The 18,358-nt window shown below is 69.6% G+C and carries 14 protein-coding genes and 2 tRNA genes; 6 read left to right on the top strand and 10 right to left on the bottom strand.

The window, feature by feature from the left end; translation table 11 throughout:
• Nucleotides 1-331: 331 nt before the first annotated feature.
• Nucleotides 332-2,974 carry a valine--tRNA ligase gene (locus ACTWQE_RS10265; protein ID WP_443328547.1) on the bottom strand — a complete coding sequence of 881 codons (2,643 nt, stop codon included), beginning with the start codon at nt 2,972-2,974 and terminating at the stop codon, nt 332-334.
• Nucleotides 2,975-3,197: 223 nt separating this feature from the next.
• Between ACTWQE_RS10265 and ACTWQE_RS10260 the strand changes: the two genes are divergently transcribed.
• Together ACTWQE_RS10260 and ACTWQE_RS10255 are read left to right on the top strand one after the other, a co-directional pair.
• Nucleotides 3,198-4,115, top strand: coding sequence for a hypothetical protein (locus ACTWQE_RS10260; protein WP_443328546.1), 918 nt, complete (start codon nt 3,198-3,200; stop codon nt 4,113-4,115).
• Nucleotides 4,116-4,134: 19 nt separating this feature from the next.
• Complete coding sequence (locus ACTWQE_RS10255; RefSeq protein ID WP_443328545.1) at nt 4,135-5,004, top strand: hypothetical protein; 870 nt, start codon at nt 4,135-4,137, stop codon at nt 5,002-5,004.
• A gap of 312 nt (nt 5,005-5,316) precedes the next feature.
• On the opposite strand, the gene clpX is transcribed toward ACTWQE_RS10255, so the two are convergent.
• From clpX to ACTWQE_RS10230, 5 genes are all read right to left on the bottom strand, one after another.
• Nucleotides 5,317-6,606: an ATP-dependent Clp protease ATP-binding subunit ClpX gene (clpX, locus tag ACTWQE_RS10250; protein WP_443328544.1), complete on the bottom strand. Its 1,290-nt coding sequence runs from the start codon at nt 6,604-6,606 to the stop codon at nt 5,317-5,319.
• 155 nt (nt 6,607-6,761) lie between these two features.
• Nucleotides 6,762-7,418, bottom strand: a complete 657-nt coding sequence (locus ACTWQE_RS10245) for an ATP-dependent Clp protease proteolytic subunit (RefSeq protein ID WP_443328583.1) — start codon at nt 7,416-7,418, stop codon at nt 6,762-6,764.
• 65 nt (nt 7,419-7,483) lie between these two features.
• Nucleotides 7,484-8,089 (bottom strand): ATP-dependent Clp protease proteolytic subunit, encoded by a 606-nt coding sequence (locus ACTWQE_RS10240; RefSeq protein ID WP_443328582.1) that lies wholly within the window; start codon nt 8,087-8,089, stop codon nt 7,484-7,486.
• Between the two features lie 421 nt (nt 8,090-8,510).
• Entirely contained in the window at nt 8,511-9,917 is a 1,407-nt protein-coding gene (gene tig / locus ACTWQE_RS10235; protein ID WP_443328543.1) for a trigger factor, read from the bottom strand.
• 130 nt (nt 9,918-10,047) lie between these two features.
• Nucleotides 10,048-10,121, bottom strand: a tRNA-Pro gene (locus ACTWQE_RS10230).
• A 136-nt stretch (nt 10,122-10,257) separates the two neighbouring features.
• On the opposite strand from ACTWQE_RS10230, the gene ACTWQE_RS10225 reads away from it, so the two are divergent.
• A tRNA-Gly gene (locus tag ACTWQE_RS10225) sits at nt 10,258-10,331 on the top strand.
• A gap of 206 nt (nt 10,332-10,537) precedes the next feature.
• Nucleotides 10,538-10,909, top strand: coding sequence for an arsenate reductase family protein (locus ACTWQE_RS10220; protein WP_443328542.1), 372 nt, complete (start codon nt 10,538-10,540; stop codon nt 10,907-10,909).
• A gap of 217 nt (nt 10,910-11,126) precedes the next feature.
• Here the strand turns inward: ACTWQE_RS10220 and ACTWQE_RS10215 are convergent, their stop codons facing one another.
• On the bottom strand, nt 11,127-11,321 hold the full coding sequence (locus ACTWQE_RS10215) for a hypothetical protein (protein ID WP_443328541.1): 195 nt from the start codon (nt 11,319-11,321) through the stop codon (nt 11,127-11,129).
• Nucleotides 11,322-11,928: 607 nt separating this feature from the next.
• Here ACTWQE_RS10215 and ACTWQE_RS10210 point away from each other — a divergent pair.
• Nucleotides 11,929-13,122: an acyltransferase family protein gene (locus ACTWQE_RS10210; RefSeq protein WP_443328540.1), complete on the top strand. Its 1,194-nt coding sequence runs from the start codon at nt 11,929-11,931 to the stop codon at nt 13,120-13,122.
• 359 nt (nt 13,123-13,481) lie between these two features.
• Here the strand turns inward: ACTWQE_RS10210 and ACTWQE_RS10205 are convergent, their stop codons facing one another.
• From ACTWQE_RS10205 to ACTWQE_RS10195, 3 genes are all read right to left on the bottom strand, one after another.
• A complete protein-coding gene (locus tag ACTWQE_RS10205; RefSeq protein ID WP_443328539.1) occupies nt 13,482-14,624 on the bottom strand; it encodes a PP2C family protein-serine/threonine phosphatase in 1,143 nt (380 codons plus the stop codon).
• A gap of 458 nt (nt 14,625-15,082) precedes the next feature.
• Complete coding sequence (locus ACTWQE_RS10200) at nt 15,083-15,904, bottom strand: Fpg/Nei family DNA glycosylase (RefSeq protein ID WP_443328538.1); 822 nt, start codon at nt 15,902-15,904, stop codon at nt 15,083-15,085.
• Nucleotides 15,905-16,114: 210 nt separating this feature from the next.
• On the bottom strand, nt 16,115-16,600 hold the full coding sequence (locus ACTWQE_RS10195; protein WP_443328537.1) for a ribose-5-phosphate isomerase: 486 nt from the start codon (nt 16,598-16,600) through the stop codon (nt 16,115-16,117).
• Nucleotides 16,601-16,762: 162 nt separating this feature from the next.
• On the opposite strand from ACTWQE_RS10195, the gene ACTWQE_RS10190 reads away from it, so the two are divergent.
• A complete protein-coding gene (locus ACTWQE_RS10190; protein ID WP_443328536.1) occupies nt 16,763-18,199 on the top strand; it encodes an amino acid permease in 1,437 nt (478 codons plus the stop codon).
• The last annotated feature ends 159 nt before the right edge of the window (nt 18,200-18,358 follow it).

Below are 18,358 nucleotides of genomic sequence, written 5' to 3'. Positions count from 1 at the left end.
GGCCGTCCACGAGCGTACGGGGCCGCCCCCGGACGGCCGGACACGTCGCGGAAGGCCGGACACGCTCCGGACGGCCGGAACCGCCCCGGACGGCCCCAACCGCCCCGGAGCCGCCGGATAACTGTTCGGCCCGACGGCGCTCGGTGCGGCTCTGGTGCTGCCCGACCCGGCCCGCCATGCCCGCGTAGGGCAGCGGGTCGTCGTGCGTGACCGCCTCCACGGCCCGAGGACGCCTGGCAGGAGACGCCTCCGTAGTCGAAGACCTCGTCACGGCCCAGCAGATACGCGAAAAGCGGCCCCGGGCGGCCGCTGCGGCCGCCCGGGCAGTCGGTCAGGCCTGCGGCAGCCCGTCCAGCTGGGCGGAGATTCGCTCGATATCGGCCTCGGCCGCCTCCCGCCGCTTGCGGATCTTCTCCACGACCTGGTCCGGGGCCTTCGCGAGGAAGGCCTCGTTGCCGAGCTTCGCCGTGGTCTGGGAGAGCTCCTTCTGCGCCGCGGCCAGATCCTTGGCCAGCCGCTTGCGCTCCGCCTCCACATCGATGGCACCCGACAGGTCGAGGGCGACCGTGGCACCCGCGACCGGCAGGGTGGCGGTGGCCGTGAAGCCCTCGCCCTCCGGCTGGAGGCGCAGCAGCTGACGGATCGCGTCCTCGTGGGCCGCGAGCGCCGTACCGGCCAGGTCCAGCCGGGCCGGGACCTTCTGGCCGGGCTGAAGACCCTGGTCGGCGCGGAACCGGCGGACCTCGGTGACCACCTGCTGGACGGTCTCGATCTCCCGCTCCGCGTCGGTGTCACGGAAGCCGCTGTCGGACGGCCAGTTGGCGATGACCAGCGACTCCTGGCCGGTGAGCGTGGTCCACAGCGTCTCGGTGACGAAGGGAACCACCGGGTGCAGCAGCCGGAGGGTGACGTCCAGGACCTCGCCGAGAACCCGCCGGGAGGCATCGGCCGCCGGGCCGCCCTTCTGGAAGGTGGTCTTGGACAGCTCGACGTACCAGTCGAAGACCTCGTCCCAGGCGAAGTGGAACAGGGTCTCGCTGAGCTTGGAGAACTGGTAGTCGTCGTAGTACGCGTCCACCTCGGCGACGACGCTGTTCAGCCGGGAGAGGATCCAGCGGTCCGCCGCCGACAGCCGCTCCGCGGGCGGGAGTTCCCCCTCGACCGTCGCGCCGTTCATCAGCGCGAAGCGTGTCGCGTTCCAGATCTTGTTGGCGAAGTTGCGGGACGCCTGGACCCAGTCCTCGCCGATCGGCACATCGACACCGGGGTTGGCGCCGCGGGCCAGGGTGAAGCGGACGGCGTCGGAGCCGTAGGTGTCCATCCAGTCCAGCGGGTTGACCGCGTTGCCGAAGGACTTCGACATCTTCTTGCCGAACTGGTCGCGGACCATGCCGTGGAGGGCGATGGTGTGGAACGGCGGCGTGCCGTCCATCGCGTAGAGCCCGAACATCATCATCCGGGCGACCCAGAAGAAGAGGATGTCGTAGCCGGTGACCAGGACGGAGTTCGGATAGAACTTCTCCAGGCTCTCCGTCCGCTCGGGCCAGCCGAGTGTGGAGAACGGCCACAGGCCGGACGAGAACCAGGTGTCCAGGACATCGCTGTCCTGCCTCCAGCCCTCGCCGCTCGGCGGCTCCTCGTCGGGGCCGACGCAGACGGCCTCGCCCTCCGGCCCGTACCAGACCGGAATCCGGTGACCCCACCACAGCTGACGCGAGATGCACCAGTCGTGGAGGTTGTCGACCCAGCCGAAGTAGCGGGACTCCATCTCCTTGGGGTGGATGGCGACCCGGCCGTCGCGGACGGCGTCGCCCGCGGCCCGGGCGAGCGGGCCCACCTTGACCCACCACTGCATGGACAGCCGGGGCTCGATGGTCGTCTTGCAGCGCGAGCAGTGCCCGACGGAGTGGGTGTACGGGCGCTTCTCGGCGACGATCCGGCCATCGGCGCGCAGCGCGGCGACGATGGTGGAGCGGGCCTCGAGGCGGTCCAGCCCCTGGAACGGGCCGTGCGCGGTGATGACGGCGTGCTCGTCCATGACCGCGAGATTCGGCAGGCCGTGGCGCTGTCCGATCTCGAAGTCGTTCGGGTCGTGCGCAGGCGTCACCTTGACGGCGCCGGTGCCGAACTCCGGATCGACGTGCTCGTCCGCGACGACCGGGATACGGCGGCCGGTCAGCGGCAGCTCGATCTCGGTGCCGACCAGGTGCCGGTACCGCTCGTCGTCGGGGTGGACGGCGACGGCGGTGTCACCGAGCATCGTCTCGGCGCGGGTCGTGGCGACGACGATGGAGTTGTCGCCCTCGCCGTAGCGGATGGAGACGAGCTCGCCGTCGTCGTCCTGGTACTCCACCTCGATGTCCGAGATGGCGGTCAGACAGCGCGGGCACCAGTTGATGATGCGCTCGGCGCGGTAGATCAGCTCGTCGTCGTAGAGCCGCTTGAAGATGGTCTGGACGGCCCGGGAGAGCCCCTCGTCCATGGTGAAGCGCTCGCGCGACCAGGCGACGCCGTCGCCGAGGCGCTTCATCTGGCCGGAGATCTGCCCCCCGGACTCGGCCTTCCACTTCCAGACGCGCTCGACGAACGCCTCGCGGCCCAGGTCGTGCCGGGACTTGCCCTCCTTGGCGAGCTCGCGCTCGACGACGTTCTGCGTGGCGATGCCGGCGTGGTCCATGCCCGGCTGCCACAGCGTCTCGTACCCCTGCATCCGCTTGCGGCGGGTGAGGGCGTCGATGAGTGTGTGCTCGAAGGCGTGGCCCAGGTGGAGGGAGCCGGTGACGTTCGGCGGCGGGATGACGATCGTGTAGGGCTCTTTGTCGCTCTTCGCGTCCGCCTCGAAGTAACCCCGCTCCACCCAGCGCTCGTACAGCGGCCCCTCCACCTCGGCCGGTGCGTACTGGGTCGGCAGATCGATGGGGGGACTCGTCGGCTGCACAGCCCCGTCGTGGGGGCGCTGGGTGTTGTCGGTCACGACGGTCAGTCTAAGGGCCGTGCCGGGGCTGTTACGAACCACTTCCCCCGCCCGCCGGGCCGGGCGCCGCAGCCGCGGCCGGGGTCCCTGGCGGCCCGGATTGGGCCACTTGTGCCGGAAGCCTCCCGGCAACGGTTTCCAAGCTGTTGCAGCCCCGAGGTAAAGCCGGCGTAAGTCGTCCGGAAGGATGTGACGCTACTGTCATGTGCATCGAGGGGACGCAATGAGCTACAACCAGCCGCCGCCCCAGCCAGGTCCGTACGGCGGGGGGCAGCCGAACCCGTACGGCCAGGGCGGGGCGGCCGGCCGGCCCGGTTACGGGTACCCACCGCAGGGCCAGGTACCGCCGCAGCCGGGCTACGGCTACCCGGGGCAGGGCCAACAGCCCGGCCCCTACGGCCAGCCGCAACAGCCCGGCGGCTACGGGCAGCCGGGACCCTACGGCCAGCAGGCCCCGTATGGTCAGATGCCGATGCCTCCCCAGGGCGGCGGCAACAAGCGGATCGGCATCGTCATCGGTGCGGTGGTGGCGGTCGCCGCCCTCGTCGGCGGTGTCTTCTACGTCGCCGGGGCCGGCGGAGCGGAGGACGACGGCCCCCACAAGCTGACCACGCCGGCGACCGTGGCCACGGAGTTCGAGCGACAGGGACCGGGCAAGGACGACTCCAGCATGAGCTCCGGCGAAAAGGAGGAGCTCACCGAGATCCCGGGTGTCTCCGACCCGCACCCGGTCCAGGCCGAGTACTCCACCTCCTCCAAGAAGCAGATGCTGCTCACGGGCGTCTGGGGCGGAATCGAGAGCCCCGAGCAGGTCGTCGACGCGATGTTCGTCGTGCTGACGAAGTCCGCGTCGGAGGACGAGGACGGCACGGTCGAGCCGGTCGGCAGCCCGGAGGAGATGGAGCCCGACGGGCTGGGCAGCGCGGTCATGAAGTGCCAGAAGTTCAAGATCATCAACGATGAGCCCGGCGCCCCGGTCAAGTCGGCGGAGATTCCCGTGTGCATCTGGGGCGACTCCAGCACGGTCGGCGGGGTCATGACCGTCGACCCGGTGGCCGCCATCGCGGGCAACGCCGACCTCGACGGCGCGGCGGAGACCGCCGCCAAGGTACGCAACGACGCTCGCGTCGAGATCAAGTAGCAGCAGCGAGAGGAACCCCATGAGCTACAACCAGCCGGGTCCGTACGGCGGCCCGCCGCAGCAGCCGGGCCCGTACGGCGGCCCGCCGCAGCAGCCCGGCCCGTACGGCGGTCAGCCACAGCAGCCCGGCCCGTACGGCCAGCCGCCGCAGGGCCAGCCACCGCAGGGCCAGCCCGGGTACGGCTACCCGCAGCAGGGCGGCCCCGTACCGCCGCAGCAGGGCTACGGCTACCCGGGCCAGCCCCAGCAGCCCGGCCCGTACGGCCAGCCGCCGCAGCCCGGTTACGTCCCCCCGCCGCCTCCCGGTCAGGGCGGCGGCAAGGGCAAGACGATCGGCATCATCGCCGGCATCGTGGGCGTGGCCGTGATAGCCGCGGGTGCGTACTTCATCGTCGGCGGCGGCGGAGGCGGCGACGCGTACAAGCTGGCCACGCCGCAGACCGTCATCGGGGGCCAGTACACCAAGGACGACACGAAGAAGCCCCCGGCGTCCCAGGCCGTCAACGACAAGGGCATCGAGGACGGCACCTCCGTCACCGCCGGGTACAAGAGCGGCGAGGGCCAGCTGGTCTTCGCGGGCGCGTACGGCGATGTCACTGACCCCGACGCCGCGGTCAACGCCATTCTCACCGATGGCCCGTTCAAGAGCTCCAAGGCGACGGAGCAGACGCCCTCCGGCTTCGACGGCGACCTCATGAAGTGCGGCGAGTACGACCTCGGCCTGGTGAAGACGCCGTTCTGCGTGTGGGGCGACAGCAGCACGGCCGCTCTCGTCGTGTGGGGCCCGCAGGAGGGCGCCACCGACCCGAGCGCCCTCCAGCCGCCGTCGGTCGAGGACTGGGCGGCGACAACGGCGAAGCTGCGCAACGACGTCCGCGTCGAGAAGTAGACACCCGCGTACGACAGGGGCCGACGAAGGGGCGCCCGGCAGTTGCCGGGCGCCCCTTTCGCGCTGCCTGCGCTCTCGGATCCGTCTCCCCGGCCTTCGGCATCTGCCGCCGTGGTCTCGCAGGACCGGCGCTGGAACTCTCCATGCGCACACCAGGGCGTCGGATGTGATGCCTCACCAGGCAGTCGGGGTGTCCCCTCCTGCTGCCTCCGGGGGCTTCACCGGCCGAAGGCCCGGGAGTGCCGTGGCGGAGTCCGGAGTCGCGGCCCGACAGGAGTCGCGGCCTCCGACAGGGCCGCGCGGACAGGGCCTTTACGCGCTCTTCTCGTGGCGCTCGCCCTTGCCGATAGCTCGCGGCTCGCGCGGGACGAGAGTGGGGTTCACATTCGAGTGCACGACGTCCTCGGTGACGACGACCCGTGCGACGTCCTTGCGCGACGGCACCTCGTACATCACCGACATCAGGACCTCCTCCATGATGGCGCGCAGACCGCGCGCGCCGGTGCCGCGGAGGATCGCCTGGTCCGCGATGGCCTCGAGCGCCGGGCGGTCGAAGTCCAGCTCCACACCGTCGAGTTCGAAGAGCCGCTGATACTGCTTCACCAGCGCGTTGCGCGGCTCGACGAGGATCTGGAGCAGCGCCTCGCGGTCGAGGTTGTGGACCGAGGTGATGACGGGAAGCCGGCCGATGAACTCCGGGATCATCCCGAACTTCACCAGGTCCTCCGGCATGACCTCGCGGAAGTGGTCCGAGGAGTCGATCTCACGCTTGGAGCGGATCGTCGCGCCGAAACCGATACCCTTCGCGCCGGCCCGGGACTCGATGATCTTCTCAAGACCGGCGAAGGCGCCGCCCACGATGAACAGCACGTTCGTCGTGTCGATCTGAATGAACTCCTGGTGCGGGTGCTTTCGGCCGCCCTGCGGGGGCACGGATGCCGTGGTGCCTTCCAGAATCTTCAACAGGGCCTGCTGGACGCCCTCGCCGGACACATCACGGGTGATCGACGGATTCTCGCTCTTGCGGGCGACCTTGTCGATCTCGTCGATGTAGATGATGCCGGTCTCGGCCTTCTTGACGTCGTAGTCGGCGGCCTGGATCAACTTGAGAAGGATGTTCTCGACATCCTCGCCGACATAGCCCGCTTCGGTGAGCGCGGTGGCATCGGCAATGGCGAAGGGGACGTTGAGCATCCGCGCGAGCGTCTGGGCGAGCAGGGTCTTGCCGGAGCCCGTGGGCCCGAGCAGCAGGATGTTGGACTTCGCCAGCTCGATGCCGTCGTCGCGCCCGCCCTGCCCGGTCTCGCCGGCCTGCACCCGCTTGTAGTGGTTGTAGACAGCCACGGACAGCGCCTTCTTGGCGGCTTCCTGACCGACGACATAGCCCTCGAGGAACTCATAGATCTCGCGCGGCTTGGGAAGCTCCTCCCACCGCACCTCCGAGGTCTCGGCGAGCTCCTCCTCGATGATCTCGTTACAGAGGTCGATGCACTCGTCGCAGATATACACACCAGGCCCCGCGATGAGCTTCTTCACCTGCTTCTGGCTCTTTCCGCAGAACGAGCACTTGAGCAGGTCGCCGCCGTCACCGATGCGTGCCACGAGGTGCTTCCCCTTCGCCTGGGATCTGCATCGCTTGCGCAGACCCGGGTGCTTGCCTAACGACGGTACCTTGCCGGGCCCCCCGTGCGGGCCCCCCTTGGGCCGGTTCACTTGTCCGTGACCGGTCCAAGGGGCGACGTCCCTGACGGGAGGTGTCAGCCCAACCCGACGCTGGTCTTGCGGGTGGACACGATCTGGTCCACCAGGCCGTACTCAAGCGACTCCTCGGCGGTGAGGATCTTGTCGCGCTCGATGTCGTCCCGGATCTTCTCGATGGGCGTGGTGGAGTGCTTGGCCAGCATCTCCTCCAGCTGCGAGCGCATCCGCAGGATCTCGTTGGCCGCGATCTCCAGGTCGGAGACCTGTCCGCGACCGGTCTCGCTGTACGGCTGGTGGATCAGGATACGGGCGTTCGGCAGCGCCATCCGCTTGCCGGGCGTGCCGGCCGCGAGCAGCACGGCGGCGGCGGATGCCGCCTGCCCCATGCAGACCGTCTGGATGTCGGGCTTCACGAACTGCATCGTGTCGTAGATCGCCGTGAGCGCGGTGAACGAGCCACCCGGCGAGTTGATGTAGATGGAGATGTCCCGGTCGGGGTCCATCGACTCCAGGCACAGCAACTGCGCCATGACGTCATTGGCCGAGGCGTCGTCGATCTGGACGCCCAGGAAGATCACGCGCTCCTCGAAGAGCTTGGCGTACGGGTCGTACTCGCGCACGCCCTGGGAGGTGCGCTCGACGAAGCGCGGAACGACATAGCGGGACTCTGCGTTGGGGCCCTCGTACAGGCCGGTGCCGGGGAAGTTGTTCATCGGGTTCTTCACCATCCTGGTGGCGATCATGGGCTGGGGGTCGGCTTGCGGGGTGGCGTCCAGGGTCAGGCCCCGGTGCCGCCCCCGCCCGGAACGCTCGAGGCGGAGGTCATGACCTCGTCGACCAGGCCGTAGTCCTTGGCCTCGTCGGCGGAGAACCAGCGGTCACGGTCGGAGTCGCGAGTGATCTGCTCGACGGTCTGCCCCGTGTGGAAGGCGGTCAGCTCCGCCATCCGCTTCTTGGTGTGCAGCAGCCGCTCGGCGTGGATCTTGATGTCCGAGGCGGAACCCGCCAGGCCCGCGGAGGGCTGGTGGATCAGGATCTCGGCGTTCGGCAGCGCGAACCGCTTGCCGGGGGTGCCGGCGCTCAGCAGGAACTGGCCCATCGAAGCCGCCAGGCCCATGGCGATGGTGACCACGTCGTTCTTGATGTACTGCATGGTGTCGTAGATCGCCATGCCGGCCGAGATCGAGCCACCGGGGCTGTTGATGTAGAGGTAGATGTCCTTGTCCGGATCAGCGGCAAGGAGGAGCAGCTGCGCGGTGATCTTGTTGGCGATGTCGTCGTCGACCGGCTGGCCGAGGAAGATGATGCGCTCGTTGAGCAGCCGGTTGTAGACCTGGTCGCCGAGGCCACCACCGATGGACGGCTCGCCGGCGGCGGAAGGCATCAGATTCGTCACGTATCCACCTGCTCGTCTCTGACGGCAACGGGCCGTCTCAGCGTCTTCTTCTGGGGCGCGGGGGTCGGCGGTGCCGACGCTCTCCGGCGTCTCCCGGGGACTCCCCTGCCCTCGTATCTACGGACCCTAACGCGCAGGTCGGACAACGCCATCCCGCATTGAGAACTGTTCGCTGTGAGCGCAGGCTCACGGGCTCCGACGAGGTCCGGGAGGACGCCCGTGAGGCCGCGGGAGGGCGCCCGTGGGGGCCGGGAGGGGTTCTCAGAGCCCGGGAGGCCGCCTGTGGGGCCCCCTCCCGGAGCAGTCCTCCGGGAGGACGCCGGTGCGGCGCGGGAGACGCCGGTGGGCCCGGACGGGCGTGATCACGCTGCGTCCGGGCCCACCGTACGGCTTACGGGAGCGGGCGAGGTCAGGCCTCGGGCTTCTCGTCCCCGGCGGCCTCGTCGGCCTTCTCGCCCTCGGCAGCGTCCTCGGACGCGGCCTCGACCGTCTCGGCGGTCTCGTCCTCCTCGTCCAGGTCAACGGTCTCGCCGTTGGTGTCCTTGACGGTGGCGGCCTCGACGACGACCGCGAGGGCCTTGCCGCGGGCGACCTCACCGACGAGCATCGGCACCTGGCCGCCCTCGACGACGGCCTGGGCGAACTGGTCCGGGCTCATACCGGAGGACTGCGCACGGCGCATCAGGTGCTCGGTGAGCTCCTCCTGGCCGACCGACAGCTGCTCCTTGGAGACGAGCTCGTCCAGGATGAACTGCGTCTTGATGCCCTTCTCGGCCTGCTCGCGGAGCTCGGCGTCGAACTCCTCGGCGGACTTGTTCTGGATCTTGAGGTAACCCTCGATGTCCAGGCCCATCTGCTGGAGCTGGTGGTGCTCCAGGTTGTGCTTACGGGTCTGGATCTCGTCCTCGAGCAGCTTCTCCGGGATCGGGACCTCCACCAGCGCGATGAGGGCGTCGAGCACCTTCTCCTGCGCCTGGGTGGCCTGCTCGTACTTCTTCATCTGCTCGAGGCGCTTACGGCTGTCCGCCTTGAGCTCCTCGAGGGTGTCGAACTCACTCGCCAGCTGCGCGAACTCGTCGTCGAGCTCCGGGAGCTCACGGGACTGGACGGCGGTGACGTCGACCTTGACCTCGGCCTCCTTGCCCTCGGCGGAGCCGCCCTTGAGCTCGGAGGTGAAGGTCGCGGTACCGCCGGCCTCCAGGCCCGTCACGGCCTCGTCGATGCCGTCGAGGAGCTCGCCGGAGCCGACGGTGTAGCTCACGCCGCTCGCGACGCCGTCCTCCAGCACCTCGCCCTCGACCTTGGCCTCGAGGTCGATCGTCACGACATCGCCCTCGGCGGCGGCGCGCTCCACGGCGGAGGTGGAGGCGAAGCGCTCACGCAGCTGCTCGACGGACTTGTCGACGTCCTCGTCGGAGACCTCGACGGCGTCGACCTCGACCTCGATGCCGGAGTAGTCCGGGATCTCGATGGCCGGGCGGATGTCCACCTCGGCGGTGAAGGCCAGCAGCTCGCCGTCCTTCAGCTCGGTGATGTCGACCTCGGGCTGCCCCAGCGGGTTGAGGTCACCCTCGTTGACCGCCTCGGTGTAGAACTTCGGGAGCGCGTCGTTGACGGCCTCCTCGAGCACGGCGCCGCGACCGAACCGCTGGTCGATGACGCGGGCCGGGATCTTGCCCTTGCGGAACCCCGCCACCGTGACCTGCTGGTTGATCTTCTTGTACGCCGCGTCGAGGCTGGGCTTGAGCTCCTCGAAGGGCACCTCGACAGTGAGCCGAACCCGGGTCGGGTTCAGGTTCTCCACGGCGCTCTTCACGGTTGGGTCTCCTTGGGGGCTGACTTCTGGGAGTTCTGCTGATTTTCAGCGGATCGCGCCCGGTTAGAGACACACGAGCACGCAGTTTGCATAGTAACCGCACGTACGTTGAGCCCCACAATGGATCTTGTCGGGGTGGCCGGATTCGAACCGACGGCCTTCCGCTCCCAAAGCGGACGCGCTACCAAGCTGCGCCACACCCCGCTGGTGCGACACGTAGGGTACATGCCCGGGCGCGCTGCGGCTGCCGCATTGATGCGGGTGGGGCCAGGTGTGCGGGAGACCGCGGGAACCCGCTACGATGCTCTGCGTGCCGCGGTCCTCACGTACGGCGGTGCATGCGGGCGTAGCTCAATGGTAGAGCCCCAGTCTTCCAAACTGGCTACGCGGGTTCGATTCCCGTCGCCCGCTCCATGAGGCTCCGGCCCGGTTCGCGACATTCGCGGAGCCGTGCCGGAGCCATTTTTTTCGCCATGGGCGACGCCACCTTGGATGCCGCCACCCTGGGTGCCGCCCCTGCACCACGGGCGCTGCCGGACCGCGGGGCCGGGGGCCGGGGCAGGAGGCCGGGCGTGACGGGCGCGGACCGCCTGACCGCAGGGCCCACTAGGGTGCCGGGCATGGAGATCTGGGTGAATCCCGCGTGCTCGAAGTGCCGGTCCGCTGTGAAGCTCCTCGACGAGGAGGGCGCCGAGTACACCGTGCGGCGCTATCTGGAGGACCCTCCGACCACGGACGAGCTGCGAGCCGTACTGGACCGGCTCGGGCTGGAACCGTGGGACATCGTCCGTACGCAGGAGGACGAGGCCAAGGAGCTGGGACTGCGGGCGTGGCCCCGCGAGCCGGCGGAGCGCGAACGGTGGATCGGGGCGCTCGCGGCGCACCCGCGGCTGATCCAGCGGCCGATCATCACCGCGGACGACGGCACCGCGTCGGTCGCGCGGAGCGAGGACGCCGTACGGGACGCGCTGGCTCGCCGCGTCGGCAGCTGATCGCATCCGCGGCGGTGGCGGTCCGGACAGGAGCGCCGGACCGGGTCGTCGGACACGGACGGGCCGCCGGAGGCCGGACCGGGTCATCAGAAGCTGGAACCGGTCGTCGAAGGCCGGACCCGTCGGACACGGACCGGGCGTCGGAGGCCGGATGGGCCCGCGGGCGGGTCCGGGCCTGGTCCGGTCGGCCCTCGGGACCGGGCCGGAGCGGGCCCGGTCAGAAGCTGATCTGGCTGATCGTCTCCGATATGGAGTTCAGGAAGCGGTTGATCGACGGGGCCATGTCCGTCGAGGCGAGGAAGAAGCCGAACAGCGCCGCCACGATGGCCGGCCCCGCCTTGAGCGAACCCCCGCGGATCATGACCACCAGGACGATCGCCAACAGCACCACCACGGACAGCGAAATGGCCACAACGGATCACACCCTCGGTCGGAACGTCTCACCGGCCCGGGAAGCATGCCCCGCACACCCCCGTGGTGACCATGGTGCCATCAACCTGTTGCCCGCTAGCCCCGGGTGACGCGTCGTCGGTCACACCGTCGGGCCTTTGTGGCACCGGTCACTCCCGTCCCGCGGCCGGCAGGAGCGCCGGGCAATTCCCGGGTCCCGTACTCCGGTTAATCAGACCTGATCAATTCTGTGTGCGCGATATGGCCCGACGACAGGCTCCGCGGTGCCCCGCGATCAGTAATTCTGAATTTGCGTGCGAGTCATCGACGGGGACGACAAAGGCTCAATGGACCGGACATTCCGCCGGAGACTCCTGCGGGGCATATGCCCTATTTAAGGGGGATGAGCCGTGACAGAACGGGCACTTGGCGCCATCACACCCCACAGCTCGACGGCCACGTTTACTTCCCATGAACCGGGTAGCTGTTGGATTCGTAGACAGGAGGATGAAGGTTTTACGGAATCCCCCTTCCGACGCTATGGTGCCTCAGATGTTCAGCGCTGCCACGACCCTCGCACGCGCAGTGAGGTCCAGGATCGTCTCCCCCAGTTCGTGGTGGGAGGGCCTGTGACGAACACGTTGCGCCCGCACGGCTATCAGCGGACCCCGCTCCCCCCGGCCCGGGATGCGGCGGCCACCGACCCGGGCCCGCGTCCTGATGACAGGGACGCCGCGGCTCACGGAAGAACCACCGCTTCACCGGCCGGAGAGGGCAAGCCGAAGCAGCGTGATTCGTTCTTCGACAACGCCAAGTACCTGGCCATCGTATTGGTGGCCATGGGCCATGCGTGGGAACCTCTCACGGACGGCAGCCGGACCGCCGAAGCGCTGTACATGGTCGTGTACGGCTTCCATATGCCGGCGTTCATCATCATCTCCGGCTATTTCTCCCGCAGTTTCGACATGCGTGCGGACCGGCTCAAGCGGCTGGTGACCACCATCGCGGTGCCGTATGTCGTCTTCGAGGTCGCGTACTCCTTCTTCAAGCGCTGGGCGGACGACGACCCGACACAGCCGATCAGCCTGCTCGACCCCTGGTACCTGACCTGGTTCCTCATTGCGCTGTTCGTCTGGCGGATGTCCACCCCGCTGTGGAAGGTCGTCCGCTGGCCGGTACCGCTGGCACTGGCGATCGGAGCGCTCGCCTCGATCTCGCCCGACATCGGTGACGACCTCGATCTGCAGCGTGTCCTGCAGTTCCTGCCGTTCTTCGTGGCCGGTCTGTTCCTGAAGCCGGAGCACTTCCAGCTGGTACGCCGCCGTGAGGTGCGGATCCTCTCCGTACCGGTCTTCGCGGTCGCCCTCGTCGTCGCCTACTGGGCCGCTCCGCGGATGTCCTCCGCGTGGTTCTACCACCGGGACAGCGCCCAGGAGCTGACCGCCCCCTGGTGGAGCGGCATGATCATGACGCTGGCGCTGTTCGGCTGCTCGATGGTGCTGGTCGCCTGCTTCTTCGCCTGGGTTCCGCGGCGGAAGATGTGGTTCACAGCGCTGGGCGCGGGGACGCTGTACGGCTACCTGCTGCACGGCTTCCTCGCCAAGGGCTCGCGCTTCTGGGGCTGGTTCGACAACTGGGACTGGCTGCAGACCCCGTGGGGCGCCGTCCTCGTGACGTTCATCGCCGGTGGCATCGTGACCGTACTGTGCACCCCGCCGGTACAGCGGCTGTTCCGCTTCGCGATGGAGCCGAAGCTGGAGTGGGCCTTCAAGAAGGACGCGGCCGAACTGGCCCGCGGCCGTACGAAGACCCCCGCCGGCTGACCCACCCACCCCGCCGGGCACTCTCACAGCGCGTACGTACGGCCCCGGAGCCCATGCTCCGGGGCCGTACGCGTATATCCGCCGCGTGGCGGTCAGAGCCGTGCGGGAGGAGAGGAGCAGCTGCCGTTCACCGGCCTCCGCACGTCCGGGAACGGCCTCCGCACGTCCGGGAACGCGCCCGCGACGGGTGTCTCGCCCAAGGCCCGCGACGGCTCGCAACAGCCCAGGCAGGCAACGGGCGCGGGGCGCGGGACGTATGTCCCCCTACGAGTGCCCCGCGCTCCCGGCCGGAGTTCGGTGTCCGAAAGCGGACGATGCACAGGAAACATCCCGGGCCGCGCAGAGCCCTCGGAACCGGCTCAGTCCCGGCAGATCAGCAGCAGAGCACGGTCGTCGTTGACGTCCTTGGCCACGGCTTCGATCAGATGCCAGGCCGCGCCGTGGAAGCCGGACGCGACATAGCGGTCGGCTTCGCCGGTGAGGCGGTCGATGCCTTCCGTCAGCTCGCGTTCGGCGGACTCCACGAGCCCGTCGGTGAACAGCATCAGGACGTCACCGGCGCGCAGAGTTCCCTTGACGGGGTCGAACTGCGCCCCGTCGTACACCCCGAGCAGCGGTCCCTCCGCGCTCTTCTCCTCCCACCGCCCCGTTCCGGCGCTGAGCTGCAGGGCGGGGAGGTGACCGGCCGAGAGGAGCTCGTAGTCCCCGCTGTCCAGGTCGAGGACGAGGTGGATGGAGGTTGCGAAGCCCTCGTCCCAGTCCTGGCGGAGCAGATAGCCGTTGGCGGCGCGGAGGAAGGCGTGCGGCGGAAGGGAGCCCAGCAGTCCGCCGAACGCGCCCGACAGCAGCAGCGCGCGGGAGGCCGCGTCCATCCCCTTGCCGGAGACGTCGGTGAGGACGACCTCCAGGGTTCGGCCGCCGTTCGTACGGGCCGCCACGACGAAGTCGCCGGAGAAGGACTGGCCGCCCGCGGGCCGCAGCGCCATCTCCCGGTGCCAGCCCTGGGGCAGCTGCGGCAGTTTGCTCTGCACCCGGATCCGCTCGCGCAGGTCGAAGAGCATGGTGCCGCCGCGCCGCCACGGCACTCCGACCCGGCTGCGGAACTGGGCGATGACCAGTCCGACGAAGCCCACCGCGCCCACCACGAGGACCGTGCCCGGGCTGACCCGCGAGGGCCCCTGGGAGTACGGGCCGAGCGCCGCGGCCTCGATGATCAGTGCCGCTGCCGACCCGGCGTAGAGGAGCAGAAGACTGGACGGCCGTAGCAGCAGTCCGCCGAGGACGATCGGGAGGACGAGCGCGGCCGGCGGGCACCAGTCGGGGACGGCGATCGTCCCGGTGGCGATGGCCGGGACGGTGAGCAGGAGGGCGGCGAGGGCGATCCAGTCGGAGGCGTCTCCGCGGAAGTAGTCGACCCCGGCTCGGCGCAGGCCGGTGCGGACCCGGTGCACCTGCTTCCGCATCCGGGCCGTGGGGGTCTCTGCTCCCGCGACGCGTGCCATTTCACCGGGACCCTATCCACCCGTTCGGCGGCGCGTCGATTCACGGCGCGCCGGGCTCCTCGGCATTCGGCCTCGGCCCGTCGGCGCGGGGGCGCGGTGCGCAAATGCGGTCGCCTGCGTGCGAAAACGCTGATACGGGTTCCAGCTGCCGGCCGCCGGGCGGGCGCGGCCGGTACCCGCGGCGGGATCGCCCGTGGCCGGTGTCCGGCCGGTCGCGGCGGCAGCGGGGTGTCCCGCTCTCGATGCCGCGCCGGCAACGGGGCGACGTGCGTTCCCGTGGGCGGCGCCCACGGGTCGGGCTGCCGCTTCGGAGCCCTCGGTCCCCGCCGGTTCGGCTACGGTCCCGCGACCGGGCAGCAGTCGGGCGAGGTGGACACCGAACGGTACGGCGGGCCCGCCCGGCCGGTACCGATGACGTAGGACTGCGTCAGCTGCATCCAGGCCTCCGGGTGCCCCGGTCAGTCCCGCTGGCAGGCGGGGCACCAGAAGAGATTTCGGGCGGCGAGGCCGGCGGTGCGGACCTCGCCGCCACAGATATGGCAAGGCTGGTGGGCCCTGCGGTAGACGTAGACCTCGCCGCCGTGGTCGTCGACGCGCGGCGGGCGGCCCATCGCCTCGGGGGTGTGCTCGGGGCGGACGGTGTCGATGCGGTTGTTGCGGACGCCCTCGCGCATCAGGGCGACCAGATCGGCCCAGATGGCGTCCCACTCGGTGCGGGTGAGCGCGCGCCCGGCGCGGTACGGGTCGATTCCGTGCCGGAAGAGGACCTCCGCACGGTACACATTGCCGACGCCCGCAATCACCTTCTGGTCCATGAGCAGCGCGGCGACGCTCGTTCGGCTGCGGCTCACCCGCTGCCACGCCGCTTCGCCGTCATCCCCGGGCCGCAGCGGGTCCTGACCGAGCCGGTCGTGTATCGCCTGCTTCTCGGCCGCGGTGATCAGCTCACACGTCGTGGGGCCCCGCAGGTCGGCGTAGTGGCCGTCGGCCGCGGTGCCGCCGACGAGCCTCATCCGGACCTGGCCGACCGGCGCCGGCACGGGAGGGATCCCGAAGCCGACCTTGCCGTAGAGGCCCAGGTGGACATGGACCCAGCCCACCGCCTCGAAGGCGAGGAACAGATGCTTGCCGTGGGCCTCCGCGTCGCTCATCACCTGGCCGTCGAGCAGGGCCGCGCCGTCGGAGAACTTGCCCTGGGGGCTGCTGACCCGGACTTCCCGGCCCGCGAAGCGGTCGAGGCAGTCCGCCGCGAGGCGGTGGATCGTATGCCCCTCGGGCACGGTGTCTCCTCAGGAATCGCAGATCTCGTGGTGCCCGCCCGCCGCGCCGGCGGCAAGCGGGCAGGACGAGGCCGGGCCGCCCCCGGGCACGGGAGCGGCGCGGGTACGGCGCCGACGCGGACGCGAGTACGGGTACGGGCACCGACGCGGACGCGAGTACGGGTACGGTCGCCGACGCGGGCGCAAGTACGGCGTGGGCGCCGGTGCGGGCTACGGCTGGGGGTGGTGGGCGGGGATCGCCGGAAGCTCGCCCGTCGTCTCGTATGCCGTCAGCATCTCGATACGGCGGGTGTGCCGCTCCTCGCCCGAGTACGGGGTGTTCAGGAAGACCTCGACGAACCGGGTCGCCTCGTCCTGGGTGTGCATGCGTCCACCGATGCTGATCACATTGGCGTCGTTGTGCTCGCGTCCGAGTGCGGCGGTCTGCTCGCTCCAGGCCAGCGCCGCACGGACGCCCTTGACCTTGTTCGCGGCGATCTGCTCGCCGTTGCCCGAGCCGCCGATGACGATGCCGAGGCTGTCCGGGTCCGCGGCGGTCCGCTCCGCCGCGCGGAGGCAGAACGGCGGGTAGTCGTCCTGGGCGTCGTAGATGAGCGGGCCGCAGTCGACGGGGTCGTGACCCTGGGCGGTGAGCCACTCGACGAGGTGGTTCTTCAGTTCGAAACCGGCGTGATCGGAGCCGAGGTAGACGCGCATGTCCAGAGTGTGGCATGTCCGCCACCGGGCAGACCTCACTGGGTGTGACACGCCACTTCTCAAGGGCAACCGAATGCAACGATCTGGAATCAAAGGTTTTCCTGGACCTTCTCCTGAGATTCACTGGCCGAGCTCGTAACCCGAGAGCTAAGGATCCCGTACATGAGTGCGCAGTCGACGCCCACGAAGGCGGACGCCCAACACGGCGGCCCCGGACAGGCCCCCTCCCCCGACGGTCTCAAGGCCGGACTGAAGAACCGCCATCTGTCCATGATCGCGATCGGTGGTGTCATCGGCGCGGGCCTGTTCGTCGGCTCCGCGTCCGGCATCGCGGCCGCCGGCCCCGGCATCCTGCTGTCGTACGCCCTCGTGGGGGCGATGGTGGTCTTCGTGATGCGGATGCTCGGCGAGATGGCCGCGGCCGACCCGACATCCGGATCGTTCTCCGCCTACGCGGACCGGGCGCTCGGGCGCTGGGCAGGATTCTCCATCGGCTGGCTGTACTGGTTCTTCTGGGTCGTGGTGCTGGCCGTGGAGGCCACCGCGGGCGCCAAGATCCTGGAGGGCTGGGTACCGGCCGTACCGCAGTGGGGCTGGGCGCTGATCGTCATGGTGGTGCTCACGGCGACCAACCTGGCCTCGGTCTCCTCCTACGGTGAGTTCGAGTTCTGGTTCGCCGGCATCAAGGTCGTCGCGATCGCCGCCTTCATCGTCATCGGCGCTCTCGCGGTCTTCGGGCTGCTGCCCGGCGCGGAGAACGAGGCGGCGGGGTTCGCCAACCTCACCGGACACGGCGGCTTCCTGCCGAACGGCCCCGGTGCGATCCTCACCGGTGTGCTGATGGTCGTCTTCTCGTTCATGGGCAGCGAGATCGTCACCCTCGCCGCCGGAGAGTCCGAGGACCCGCAGCGGGCGGTCACCAAGGCCACCAACAGCGTGATCTGGCGGATCGGTGTCTTCTATCTGGGTTCGATCTTCGTCGTGGTGGCCCTGCTGCCCTGGGACGACGCCTCGATCGTCAAGGACGGCTCCTACGTCGCCGCGCTCAACTCGATCGGCATCCCGCACGCCGGCCAGATCATGAACGTCATCGTGCTCACGGCCGTGCTCTCCTGTCTCAACTCGGGCCTCTACACCGCCTCCCGTATGGCCTTCTCGCTCGGCCGGCGCGGCGACGCACCGAAGGCCTTCGCCCGTACGAACGCACGGGGCGTCCCGCAGGCCGCCATCCTGGGCTCGGTGCTCTTCGGCTTCGTCGCGGTGTTCTTCAACTACAAGTGGCCGGACACGGTCTTCCAGTTCCTGCTGAACTCCTCGGGCGCGGTCGCGCTCTTCGTCTGGCTGGTCATCTGCTTCACCCAGCTGCGGATGCGGCGGATCATCCTCCGCGAGAGCCCGGAGAGGCTCGTCGTCCGGATGTGGCTCTTCCCGTATCTCACCTGGGCGACCGCAGCGATGATCGGCTTCGTCCTCGTCTACATGCTCACGGACGAGGCCGGGCGGGAGCAGGTCATCCTGTCGACACTGGTGGCCGCGCTGGTGGTCGCCATCGGCGCCCTGCGCCACCGCGGCAGCCGCGCCGCCGTCGAGGCGGAGTGACCCGTACCGCTCCAACGGGCCGGGGCCCGCACCCACAGAAGAGGGGTGCGGGCCCCGGCCCGTTCCGCGTCCCTTATCGTCTTCTCACCGTTCACCGTTCACCGTTCACCGTTCACCGGCAGGCGGAAACGGAAGGCCCCCGCGCGTACCCGTCGCGCG

The sequence above is a fragment of the Streptomyces sp. 8N706 genome (assembly GCF_052245415.1).
GTDB lineage: Bacteria > Actinomycetota > Actinomycetes > Streptomycetales > Streptomycetaceae > Streptomyces.
Note: the sequence above shows the minus strand (reverse complement) of the source record. Positions and strands in the feature narration are given on the sequence as shown.

Coding starts and splice junctions, on each gene's coding strand:
- ACTWQE_RS10260 (WP_443328546.1), top strand. CDS start 3,198: ATGAGCTACAACCAGCCGCCGCCCCAGCCAGGTCCGTACGGCGGGGGG.
- ACTWQE_RS10255 (WP_443328545.1), top strand. CDS start 4,135: ATGAGCTACAACCAGCCGGGTCCGTACGGCGGCCCGCCGCAGCAGCCG.
- ACTWQE_RS10245 (WP_443328583.1), bottom strand. CDS start 7,418: ATGAACAACTTCCCCGGCACCGGCCTGTACGAGGGCCCCAACGCAGAG.
- ACTWQE_RS10240 (WP_443328582.1), bottom strand. CDS start 8,089: ATGCCTTCCGCCGCCGGCGAGCCGTCCATCGGTGGTGGCCTCGGCGAC.
- ACTWQE_RS10220 (WP_443328542.1), top strand. CDS start 10,538: ATGGAGATCTGGGTGAATCCCGCGTGCTCGAAGTGCCGGTCCGCTGTG.
- ACTWQE_RS10205 (WP_443328539.1), bottom strand. CDS start 14,624: ATGGCACGCGTCGCGGGAGCAGAGACCCCCACGGCCCGGATGCGGAAG.
- ACTWQE_RS10195 (WP_443328537.1), bottom strand. CDS start 16,600: ATGCGCGTCTACCTCGGCTCCGATCACGCCGGTTTCGAACTGAAGAAC.
- ACTWQE_RS10190 (WP_443328536.1), top strand. CDS start 16,763: ATGAGTGCGCAGTCGACGCCCACGAAGGCGGACGCCCAACACGGCGGC.